Source organism: Pluralibacter sp. (assembly GCF_019237635.1).
GTDB lineage: Bacteria > Pseudomonadota > Gammaproteobacteria > Enterobacterales > Enterobacteriaceae > Enterobacter_B.
This window is the reverse complement of the sequence record NZ_JAFAGS010000001.1, coordinates 1-11,814: the sequence shown is the minus strand read 5'-3', so window position 1 is coordinate 11,814 and position 11,814 is coordinate 1. Positions and strand designations below refer to the sequence as shown.

Annotated in this window: 8 protein-coding genes and 1 pseudogene; 8 read left to right on the top strand and 1 reads right to left on the bottom strand. The window is 52.8% G+C overall.

Annotation, left to right across the window (positions count from 1 at the left end; all coding sequences use genetic code 11):
- Entirely contained in the window at positions 1 to 2,283 is a 2,283-nt protein-coding gene (locus tag JO226_RS00040) for a pyruvate formate lyase family protein (RefSeq protein ID WP_293471556.1), read from the top strand.
- A gap of 9 nt (positions 2,284 to 2,292) precedes the next feature.
- On the top strand, positions 2,293 to 3,198 hold the full coding sequence (locus JO226_RS00035) for a glycyl-radical enzyme activating protein (RefSeq protein ID WP_293471555.1): 906 nt from the start codon (positions 2,293 to 2,295) through the stop codon (positions 3,196 to 3,198).
- A gap of 86 nt (positions 3,199 to 3,284) precedes the next feature.
- Here JO226_RS00035 and JO226_RS00030 read toward each other — a convergent pair whose 3' ends face one another.
- Positions 3,285 to 3,641: a hypothetical protein gene (locus JO226_RS00030; RefSeq protein ID WP_293471554.1), complete on the bottom strand. Its 357-nt coding sequence runs from the start codon at positions 3,639 to 3,641 to the stop codon at positions 3,285 to 3,287.
- A gap of 175 nt (positions 3,642 to 3,816) precedes the next feature.
- On the opposite strand from JO226_RS00030, the gene JO226_RS00025 reads away from it, so the two are divergent.
- From JO226_RS00025 to JO226_RS00005, 6 genes and pseudogenes are all read left to right on the top strand, one after another.
- Complete coding sequence (locus tag JO226_RS00025; RefSeq protein ID WP_293471553.1) at positions 3,817 to 4,458, top strand: helix-turn-helix domain-containing protein; 642 nt, start codon at positions 3,817 to 3,819, stop codon at positions 4,456 to 4,458.
- Between the two features lie 489 nt (positions 4,459 to 4,947).
- Positions 4,948 to 6,444 (top strand): DUF3375 domain-containing protein, encoded by a 1,497-nt coding sequence (locus JO226_RS00020; protein WP_293471552.1) that lies wholly within the window; start codon positions 4,948 to 4,950, stop codon positions 6,442 to 6,444.
- 5 nt (positions 6,445 to 6,449) lie between these two features.
- Positions 6,450 to 7,199, top strand: coding sequence for a DUF4194 domain-containing protein (locus JO226_RS00015; protein WP_293471551.1), 750 nt, complete (start codon positions 6,450 to 6,452; stop codon positions 7,197 to 7,199).
- Positions 7,196 to 7,399, top strand: a pseudogene (locus tag JO226_RS23300) (ATP-binding protein); the annotation flags it as partial. The gene JO226_RS00015 and the pseudogene JO226_RS23300, both read left to right, overlap by 4 nt.
- Positions 7,400 to 9,136: 1,737 nt before the next feature.
- Positions 9,137 to 10,483, top strand: a complete 1,347-nt coding sequence (locus tag JO226_RS23295) for an SbcC/MukB-like Walker B domain-containing protein (RefSeq protein WP_367273488.1) — start codon at positions 9,137 to 9,139, stop codon at positions 10,481 to 10,483.
- Entirely contained in the window at positions 10,484 to 11,641 is a 1,158-nt protein-coding gene (locus tag JO226_RS00005; RefSeq protein ID WP_293471549.1) for a DUF3322 domain-containing protein, read from the top strand.
- The last annotated feature ends 173 nt before the right edge of the window (positions 11,642 to 11,814 follow it).

The window sequence follows — 11,814 nt, the reverse complement described above, 5'->3', positions numbered from 1 at the left end:
GTGAGCAAGCATCCCCCGATTACCGAACAAGTCGACGTCAATAAAAAGCTGCCCTGCGAGAAAACACCGGAACAGCAACTGGCCATTATGGAAGCCTACACGACGGCCTTTCAGTCCACCCCTGAGCGGTTTGCCCGGGAAGTTCGCTGTTTGCATGCGCTTTATCCCACTCTGTTCCGTCGTCCTGAAACACACGATTTACTGCTTGGCAGGCTGGATGCGTTGCCGATTGGCTTTGGCTGTGTGACGTCTGTTGGTGGCGTGGGGCACTACTGCAATTTTGCAAAATTGCAGCAACTGCGCGATGCGCTGCCGACGGCAGAACAGCGTGATCGTATCGATACGCTGGCGGCGTTTTGGCGCGAGCACGATACGCGGTCTCTCTATTTTCGTCAGACGCTGAAGGACGACACGCTGGGCAAATTTGTCGATGTGAACTTTCCGGCAATTGCCACCGCGCGCCTGAGCGGTATGTACCTGGATTACCCACAACTGATGGCGCTGGGTATTGATGGCCTGCGTCAGCGCGTTTTACAGCAGTTCCCTCTGACGGCCCATGAAGAAAATACAGCGCTTCAGCAGGCGTTTCTCGGGGTGTTGACGCTGTTGCAGCAGGTTATCGACAAGCATATCGCCCTGGCGCATGAAGAGGCCGAAAATACGGTTGATAATGCCCGTCGTGAGCATATGCGTATGCTCGCGATGGAGCTTGCCGTTATTCGCCATGGAAAACCGGAAACCTTCGTTCAGGGGATTCAACTGAGCTGGTTATACAGTTTATGCGCCGGGGTCGTGAATTATGGTCGAATGGACGATTATTTGGGCAGCCTGCTGGTGGCGGATCTGGCTGCCGGGCGTCTGACGGAGCGACAGGCGGTGGACTATATCCGCTCGCATTACCGGCTGATTGAGGCGCGCAAAACCACCGTCAACGGACGCGTGATTGTCGGTGGAAAAGGGCGACAAGCGCCTCTGCATGCGGATGTGTATTGCCGTCTGGCGATTCAGGCGGTAGCCGAAAACCAGGACACTGAACCGCAGTTTACGCTGCGTATCTATCAGGGAATGGATGAGGCGATTTACCAGCAAGCGCTGGAGGTGATCGGCAGCGGTTTAACCTACCCCATTCTCTACAACGACGATGTCAATATTCCGGCGGTAATGCATTCCATGGGGGTCGACGAGCCGGAAGCGCAGCAGTACGTTCCTTTTGGTTGCGGAGAGTTTGTCCTGGCCGGGCGCGGCGTAGGCACGCCAAATACCTGTATCAACGTGCTGAAGATCCTCAATATTGCGCTGAGCGGCGGCACGGATTTTTGGGACGGGAAGAATAAAAGCGGCGGCGTGCCGTTAAAGCAACCTCATGAAATAGAAAAGTTTTCTGATGTAATGGAAAACTATAAGCGCTTGCTGGACTACTACATTGCTATGTGCGCCAGCGCGCAGGCGTATTCCTATAAGGTGATGAACGAGCAGGTCGGCTTCCTGTTTACTTCACTGTTGACGGCCGACTGCGTCCAGCGAGGGAAAGCGCTGCTCGACGGCGGAGTAAGATACCTCGGCGGCACCAATGAGACCTACGGCAATATCAACGCAGCGGACGCGCTGGCGGCGATCAAACGGGTGATTTTTGAGGAGCAGCGCTATCGCTATGATGAGCTGATTGCCGCGTTAAAGGCCGATTTTGTCGGCTACGATGAACTCCAGCGCGCCCTGATTGCCGCGCCTAAATTTGGTAACGATGACGATGCCGTGGATAGCCTTGCCGTTGAGATGCATCGCTACGTTTGCGAGGGGGTCCGACACTCTGCCCGACGTGTGGGACTGGATAGCTACTTAGTCGTGATCATCAATAACCAGGTGAATACCGAGTGGGGGCGGGCGACAAGCGCCTCTGCGGACGGGCGGCGCTGCGGTGTGTACATGAGCAATGCCAACAATCCGCAAAGCGGCGCGGATAAAAATGGTCCAACAGCGATGCTGAACTCCCTGCGTAAACTTGAAGCCAAATACCACGCCGGATCGGTACAGAACATCAAATTTAGCAAGAACCTGTTCAGGACGCGTCTGCCGATGGTTCGGGCGATGATGGATGCCTGGTTTGAATGCGGCGGGCCGCAGCTGATGGTGAGCGTGGTGGGCAAAGGCGAGCTGGAAGAGGCCTATCGCACCCCGGAAAAATACCCCAATTTGATTGTGCGAGTCGGGGGGTTCAGCGCCCGTTTTGTCAACCTCGACAAAGACGTACAGCGCGAAATTCTGAATCGCACGCTCAACGATTAAGGGGAGATCATGGCACTGAAAGGGGTTGTCTTCGATGTCCAGAAGTTCTGTCTGCACGACGGCCCGGGGATAAGGACCACGGTGTTTCTTAAAGGCTGCCAGATGCGCTGCGTCTGGTGCCATAACCCCGAATCCATCGCGGTACAGCCGCAACTGGCGTTTATGGCGAGCAAGTGCGTCGGCTGTCAGCGCTGCGCCGCCGTCTGTCCTCATGACTGCCATCGTTTTTCAGAAGGAAAACATGAGATTGACTTTGAGGCCTGCCAGGCCTGCGGACGTTGCGTAGAGGTCTGTCCGTCGCAAGCGTTAAAGCTTTACGGTCGGGAATATGACGTCGATGAACTGATTCGCGACATCGTCAAAGATAGCCCTTACTTCGCTAAAACGGGGGGCGGTTTGACGCTGTCTGGCGGCGAGGCGATGTTCCAGTTTTCCTTTGCCCTGGCGCTGGTGAAAGCAGCAAAACGAGCCGGGTTGCACGTTTGTATTGAGACCAACGGCGCATCCCGCCCCGAGCGTTACCGGGAAATCGCGCCCTGGGTTGATCTCTTTTTACTCGACTATAAGGCGACAGACCCGCAGCAACATAAGCAGTTCACCGGGCTCGGAAAACGCGTTATTGATGAAACGCTGGAAACCCTTGCCGAAATCGGTGCGAAGGTCATTCTGCGTTGCCCGTTAATCCCGGGCTTTAACGTGAACGAAGCGCATTTGGCCGCCATTCGGCATATCGCGTCACATTACGAGAATATCCAGCATGTTGAAATTCTGCCCTGGCACAACCTTGGCGTGGCGAAATGTCACGAGCTGGGAATGGAGGCCATTTGTCAGCAGCCGATGGTGCAGGATTCGGACGTGGACCGTTGGCTGGAAACGCTGAATGCCGGAGGCGGGAAAATCGTGCGACGCGCGTAGGTTCGCGTCAGCGATAAACCATCAGGATTTACAGGTAACGTCAGAGGCCTGGTGCCATTCACCAGACAACCCCTCTTTAACTTGCGTTACGGTGTGCGGTTAATGAAACGACCTCCAATACTGATAAGCAGGAGAAACAGAGTGATTCCCAGCCCCCAGACTATCCAGATGGCATAATTTATCCAGATGATGAGCGCCGGAAAGGATGAAATGAGCCTGTTCAGGGATGCCTGAAGCCAGGGTAACCAGGCATCCAGAATGGTCTGTGGCACCCACAGCAGTATGCCTTCCCGTAACGGAGAGGGAAGCCCGGGGGCGTCATTCTGCACCATCACCGACAGTTCTGACAGCCAGGCGAGTAACCCGGATGCTCCCCAGGCCAGGAGACTCCAGAAAACAGTAAACACCACGACAACCAGCGTCATCAGCGTGCGTTTCGTCATACTATGCCCCTCCAGGTATCATCAGCGTCAATTATAAACTTTGGAGTCAACTCCAAAGTAAAGGGGGATGACAATACATTACACTTCTGTGCTATGCCGGTGCTCAGCAAACCCCTTTCGGGTTCCCTTTTATTGTTGATATAGTGACTTACGGGCAATCAGAAGAGAGACCAGCATGGCGGGCAATGTCGACTACCAGATTGAGAAGTATCATTTTTCGGCGTCAGATGAATCTCCCCGTGTCGCGCATCAGTGGGCAGAGGTGCTTGATGAATGCCGCCAGTTGCGTGCTGACGCGCAAGCGCGTTTACGCCTCGCGCTGCTGAATGTAGATTATGTGACCAGTTTCGAGCTCCCGTTTCGCCTGCTGCTGGTCCGTACTCCGCAACTGATTGCCGGGCTGCGTGAAGAGATGCAGCTTAACCAGAAAGACGCCGTCTTCAACGGCAAGCGGTTTGGCTGCGTCTGGAGCCTTAAAGCGGATTTAGGCGATGTCCCCGATACTTTTCAGTACCGGCTGGCGACCCGCATCCGGCGGGTGGATCCGGCAGGCGCAACGGCGGCACCGTATCAACATATTGCGAAAGAGGCCAAAGCGCCACGCGAGCGTCTCAGGCTGGCGCTGGAAAGCGGGTTGCAGGTGACGGCGCTTGACGCCCTGTTCTGGTTTGGTGTTCAGCGTATCGCGGCAGAGGTGTCCCGGCTGCGTAAGACCGGGATGCGCATTGTGACGGCAGAGATTGACGCTGCTGATAACCTAACGGGCACAACCCGGCGGGTTCCGGTCTATTTTTTAGGGGCGGGTTCTTTAGAATAGTGGTGCCGGACTCGGAATCATATTGACGACTAACACGCTGTTTGTTATTGGTTTTGTTGGCGTTTCTCGTAAACAGCGCCTCCATTAAAATCCGCTTTATTTTTGTGAGGGTTATCACGAAAAATTGGTGTGTAATTGACTATCTACCCACTCTTACGACACGCGATTAGTTCCATACCATAAAACTCACCATTGTTATGAAGCTGAGTTGTTATTTTTTTATCGTAGAGCGTTAATACAATTTCCGCATTTTTCCACTACGCCTTTCAGTATCCTGTCTTGTAAAGTTATTCTGGACGTTATCAGTTCATACGTTAGCCCGAACTTGTAGCACACAGATTCCGGTATTTTTCCTGATAATAGAGAAAAGTCGCTGGAGGAAAATTGTGACAAAAATCACAAAGCAAGGCAGGCTACCGGAGAAAAAGTCCGCAACGGCGAAGTATCGTAGTCTGTGCACCTCAACCAGCATTTTGAAGGTTCTGCTACATGGAAGAAAACACAAGGCAGCGTACAGAGAATTATATTTCAGCAAAAAACCAGCATCCTGCCTGGATACTTCTTGCCACCCGCCGCGCCCCGCTGGTTTTGAGTTGCCTGAAAACGCTGTTTGAAAAATCACATGATGGTATCCCCCTTGAGGAAGCGATCCAGTCTCTTTCCGGTATTCTCATTGAGCATGTGAGTCAGGAACAGTATGACATTAATCTGGACAATCCGTCTCTTCAGGCTAGTCGTGAACTGCGGGAGTGGATCAAACGCCGTTTAATTGTCGAACGGGATGGCCGTATCTTCGCCACCGATGCGCTTGAGGTCGCGATTACGTTTGTTGAGTCGCTGGATAATCGTTTCATGACCTCTACGGCTTCCCGTTTGTCCACCGTACAGAGAGAAATTGAAAACCTGGAAACCCGGCTTAATCCTAATCCGGCAAACCGGGTTGCAACCTTACGTCGTCGTATTGCCGAACTGGAACATGAATTACAGGAGGCAGAAGCCGGGCATATTGAGGTGCTGGAAACGCATCAGGCGATTGAACATATTCGAGAGGTCTTCAATTTAGCTTCCAGCCTGCGAGCTGACTTTCGTCGTGTTGAAGACTCCTGGCGCGAGGCCGACCGTGCGCTTCGGCAATCCATTATTGGTGAGCAATATCATCGCGGCGATATCGTAGAACGCCTGCTCAACGATCAGGACGCGCTGCTTAATACGCCGGAAGGAAGAGTTTTCGACAGCTTTCAGCAACAGCTCCGTCAATCTTCTGAACTTAAAGCGATGAGTGAACGATTACGTGTGATCCTTAGCCATCCTTCTGCTTCCGATGCGCTTAACCGTCTACAGCGGCATGATCTGCGCTGGCTGGTTAAGCGTCTGGTCGATGAATCGCAAACTGTACTCCAGGCTCGCGCCCGTAGCGAGCGTGATGTCCGTGGTTTCATGAAAACTGGTCTTGCTGCTGAACATCACCGTGTTGGTCATTTGCTTAACGAGTTTCTGAATCTGGCGTTAAAACTCGACTGGCAGCGCCAGATAATTCGTAAACAAGAGGTTCCGCTTCCTGCCGTTGGTGTGGCGGTAACAGGCATCCCCGCTATTGAACGTTTACGTTTTAAAGAGGTGGATGATGAAGCGGAACAAACGTTGGATCTCAGTAATCATGCGGCGGATTTAACGCAGATTGGCGATGATTTCTGGGATTCTTTCAATGGCCTCGATCGTGAGGTGTTGATTCAGCAGACGTTGCAGCTTCTGGCAAAAGAAAATCGCCCCGTTGGCCTGGCTGAACTGGCGGCGCTGTTGCCCCCGGCCCACGATCTCGAAACCTTCGCCATATGGATTGGCATGGCGAGAGAAGCGGGCATTGCGGTTATTGATTCACAGCGCGAATTTGCTGAACTTAGTGATGGGGAAGGTCGCCGCTGGCGATTTAATCTGCCCACTGCCGGTCTGGAAAGCCAGGCATTAATGGATATCGATTGGGAGTAACAGGTATGGCGGGCTTTTTTGACAGACAGATTAACCGGAGCGTTGCTGCAAATACAGGCAGTGAACCAGAACCATCGGACGAAGCGGTTGCTGATGAGTCGGTTGAGGAAATTGCAACCAACAGCGAAATGCGAACGCTAAAAAAAATACGCGAAGCGACTCAGGAATTGCTCAAATACGGCCTGCTGGAAGAGGCCAGTAAACCCAATCTGTACCGCGTTGTACTGACCCATCCAGAAGAGGTTACTCGCATTCTGGAACCTCTCGATCTGGATATCGGCATTGATGAGATCCGCGGTTTGCTGTATGTCAAAGTCAGGCTTGATGAAACGCCAGAGCAGGATGAATGGTCCCACCCTCTGGTGAGACGGCAACGGCTTAACCTGGAACAATCATTATTAGTCGCCATACTGCGCCAGCATTTTGTTGCCTGGGAGCAGGAAAGTGGAACAGGTGCCAGCCAGGCGCAGATCGCTATCGACGATCTCCTCCCTCAGCTCCAGATTTACCTTGGCGATCCGGGGAGTGAATCAAAAGAACGTACCCGGTTGCTTACCCTATTGGATCAATTAAAGGGCCATGGGCTGGTCACGTCGCCGGATGCGCATGAGCGGATCGTGATTCGCCCGATTATTGCTCATCTTGCCGATCCGATGAATCTTCAGGCATTACTGGCATGGCTACAGGAACAAATTGCTCAACAAACCACCCCTGCTGATTCGTCAGAAAAGGAGAGTAGTGGGGAGGAGGTATGAATCAAATAGCGAGTCTGGCTGGAATGGAATCTTTTATTCTCACCCGTATCGAGTTGTTCAACTGGGGCGGTTTTCATGGATTGCATCAGGCAGCAATCCATCAGGAAGGTACCGCCGTTATTGGTCCAACCGGAAGCGGAAAAACGACGCTGGTCGATGCCTTAATGACGCTACTCTGTGCCAATCCCCGCTACAACCTGGCCTCAACCGGGGGGCATGAAAGCGACAGAGATCTTATCTCCTACGTGCGCGGTGTATCCGGACCCGGTGATGGCGGGGAGGGGCAATCGCATATTGCCAGACCAGGTAAAACCGTGACCGGCATTGCCGCGACGCTGGAGCGTGAAGGGCAGCAGGTTCGTCTGGGAGCTCTGCTGTGGTTTGATTCCACCAGCTCCAGCGTGACGGATATGAAAAGGCTTTGGCTTTTCAGCGATAACCCCGAGCAGACGCTGGAGCACTGGTTGAACGTTTACCATGACGGCGGCACACGATTGCTGCGGCAAATGGAAAAAGAAGTGACAGGGATCTGGACATACCCGAATAAAAAACAATATCTGGCGCGCTTGCGGGACTTTTTCGAAGTGGGGGAAAACGCGTTTACGTTGCTAAATCGGGCGGCAGGGTTAAAACAGCTAAACAGCATTGATGAGATTTTTCGTGAGCTGGTATTGGACGATCACTCCGCCTTCGATCGGGCGACGGAAGTGGCCAATAGTTTTGATGGTCTGACAGAAATCCATCAGGAACTGGAAACGGCGCGCAAACAGCAGCAGTCATTGCAACCTGTTGCCCTGAGTTGGGATAAGTACCAGAAGCAAGAGCGACAACTTGCTGAAAGGAAAGTGCTGGAATCACTATTGCCCATCTGGTTTGCACAACAGGCAAGCCAGCTCTGGAGGAAAAAGGTCAGCCATCTTGAAATCGAGTTTGGTGAAGCACAGATCTGCGAAGAACAGATCCTGTCGCAGCTTGAGCAGCAGAAAAAACGGGTTGCTGACTGCATACAGCGCTATTACCAAGCCGGTGGCGCCAATATTGATGATCTGAATGAGCGCATCAAGGACTGGCAAAAAACGCTCGGCAGTCGGGAGGCTCTGGCGCGCCAGTATCAACAGCTGATCCATAATCTGGGGTTGCCGCCTGACCTGAGTCAGCAACAGCTAGAGGCGAATCAGCATGAAGCCGAAGCCCGCTGTGTGCAGCTTGCCGATGATATAACGCTAAAAGAGGAAGAGGCGTATCAAAAAGGCTCGCTCAGTCTTGGCATTACCGAAAAACTTCGGGAACGACAGGCTGAAAGCGCCGAGATTGCGCGTCGTCCGGATTCTAACCTGCCCGCCCATTATCAGGCGTTTCGCAGCGAACTGGCGAAAGCGCTGAACATTGATGAATCTGAACTGCCTTTTGTCGCTGAACTGATACAGGTTAAACCGGAAGAGGCGCAATGGCGCGGAGCGATTGAACGCGCTGTTGGGAGTAACAGGCTGCGTATTCTTGTTGCGCCTGAATCTGCACAGGAAGCGCTGCGCTGGGTAAATCAGCGTAACAATCGTCTGCATGTTCGGCTACTGGAAGTCAAATTACCGCACTCGCCCGTCCGCTTCTTCGATGATGGTTTTACCCGCAAACTGCTGTGGAAAGATCATCCGTGGCGAGAGGCCGTCAAAGTATTACTGGCAGAAAGCGACAGGCATTGTGTTGACAGCCCTGAACAGTTGCGTGACACACCTCATGCCATGACGGTTCAGGGGTTAATGTCTGGTAAACAGCGTTTTTATGACAAACAGGATCAGAAACGCCTTGATGAAGACTGGCTGACGGGATTCGATAACCGCGATCGCCTGAACTTTCTTGCCAGAGAAGTTGCCGCGCTTCAGGAGCAAACTAAAACCGCAAACGCGGCATTTGAGGTTGCGAAAGGCGAGGTGGCGCTTTTGCAACATCAGGCCATTTCATTCCAGAAAATACAACAGATTGATTACGATAGCATTGATGTTCCCGGCGCAAAGAACCAACTGGAAGCGCTCAAGGAGCGGCTGGAGAATCTGATCCATCCTGATTCCGATGCCAGCGTAGCGAAAGCAAAACTTGATGAGGCTCAAACGGTTGAGTCTGAATTTGATAAGCAGCTCAGAGCCGCCAATAAAGTCACTAACGGGCTGGATACAGAACTCACCTCCGCCAGGGCCGCAGAACGTAAGGCCCAGCAAACCGCGCAACAAGGTATGCAGGATGAAGAGCGAGAGTTGTGCGCGTCACATTTTCCAGTGGTGGCTCTGGAGCAACTGCCTGACATTCGCGATCTGGAACGTCAGCATGAGCGGGGAATTCAGCAAGAAATTGAGGGTGTTAAAGGTGAATTGCATCGACTGAACATTGAGTTGACCAAACGTATGTCTGAAGCCAAACGTGTGGATACTGGGGCGCTCGTTGAGGCTGGGGCTGATTTGGATGATGTCCCTGTCTATTTACAGCGTTTGCAGGAACTGACCGAAGAAGCCCTGCCGGAAAAGCTTAACCGCTTCCTTGACTATCTGAATCGTTCATCTGACGACGGGGTAACGCAACTGCTCAGCCATATCGATCATGAGGTGTTAGTGATTGAAGCGCGACTCAGCGAACTCAATGAAACCATGTTCAGGGTCGATTTTCAGCCGGATCGCTACCTGCGTCTGGATACCAAAAAAGTTGTCCATGAAAGCCTGCGCACGCTTGAAAAAGCGCAGCGTCAGCTAAATACCGCCCGGTTTGTTGATGATAACGGCGAGAGCCATTATAAGGCTTTGCAGGTGCTGGTGGCGCAACTACGGGATGCCTGTGAACGAAACCGTACCCTGGGGGCGAAGGCGCTGCTGGATCCCCGCTTTCGTCTGGAGTTCGCCGTGTCGGTGATGGATCGTCAGAGCGGAAATGTGATTGAGTCACGTACCGGCTCGCAGGGCGGTAGCGGCGGAGAAAAAGAGATTATCGCGTCTTACGTATTGACCGCATCACTTAGCTATGCGCTTTGTCCTGCGGGGAGCCGTTATCCTCTTTTCGGCACGATTATCCTTGATGAAGCCTTCTCCCGCAGTTCTCATGCCGTGGCGGGCAGGATTATTGCCGCGCTCAGAGAATTTGGCTTACATGCCGTATTTATCACCCCCAATAAGGAAATGCGCCTGTTGCGTGACCATACCCGGTCGGCGATTGTCGTACATCGGCGCGGTCAGGATTCAAATATGGCTTCGCTGAGCTGGGAAGAGCTTGAGCAACACTCCCGACGACGGGAGAACGCGTAAATGTATTCTCCTGATGAACTGCGTGAAAAGCTTGCCCGGCAGTGGGATAACGCAAAGCTCCGGGCCGAGCGTTTACTTCCACCCGGTAACTGGCCGCTCTGTCTGACCATTGGCAAACCTTCCGCGAAAATATTCGCAGAGCAGCCTCAGCGCGTTTTACAACACGTGCAGTTATGGCGGCAAGTCGCGGTTGGGCGTGTGGACTGGGGAGAGGTCAGTTATCGGGCGAGCGACGGACCGGTCTCAATGCCGCTGCGCTGGATCCTGAATGGCCCTTCTGACTGGATCTGCGCCGCAGCGGATCAAGCGGTGAGCCGGGAATTCCGCTTGCTGGAGGGAATTATTGAGCAGGTTGACCCTATTTTTCATCCGCTGTTGGTCAGCCATCGTTCACTCTGGCGGCACAAAAGCCCGCAGGACATCATCAGCGCCGCCAGGCTGGCCTGCCGATTAGAGCCCGGTTGCGCAAAAGGGCTGCCGTTAAGGCTGCTTTCCGGGCAAGGGGTGGATACCAAATTTATCGAGAATAATATTTCATTATTAACCCGACTGCTGGACGTGCGTTTTTCCGGCGAAGCCAGCGAGCAGGGGTTAACCACCTTTCTTGATGCTTTTGATGAGTCCAGCCACTGGGTTTTGGTTGTGCCATTATCGCCCGGATTGCTCCCTTTTAAAAAATGCCGGGTGACGACAGCGGAACTGGCGGAAACGACATTGCCCGCGTCGCGTGTGCTGGTGATTGAAAATGAACAGTGTCTGCATCAACTTCCAGCGTTATCTGACACTATCGCGATCTTAGGGTGTGGCCTTGACGTGCAATGGTTATCCAGCTCTGTTCTGGATGAAAAACGCGTTGCCTATTGGGGGGACATGGATAGCTGGGGGCTACTGATGCTGGCGAGAGCCAGGTGCTGTCGCCCGACGCTTGATGTTCTGCTTATGAACCGTGAGTTGTTTGAGCAATATGCCAGCCATAGCGCCGTTCCTGAACCGGTAAAAGCGCAGCAAGCAATGCCTGATGGCTTGCTTAATGAAGAGGCCGATTTTTATCGTTACTTGACCCGCTCGCCGCGTGGTCGTCTGGAGCAGGAATTTTTGCCTGCGGGGATAGTTGAAGAGGCATTGCTCAGATGGGCAAAATCTGAGGTTCACATATAACGGTGTGAACAACATACCCACCTCGCTTGTAGGAGGTTGATCAGTCACCCCTGCATTGAGCTTTTAGTTGAGATGTCGAATGAGGCGCTTTTGAGTTAATATTTTACGATATTGATTATTATTTATTGAGTTACATAAATATTTTAATCAGTTTTTGAGATATGGCCATGAAG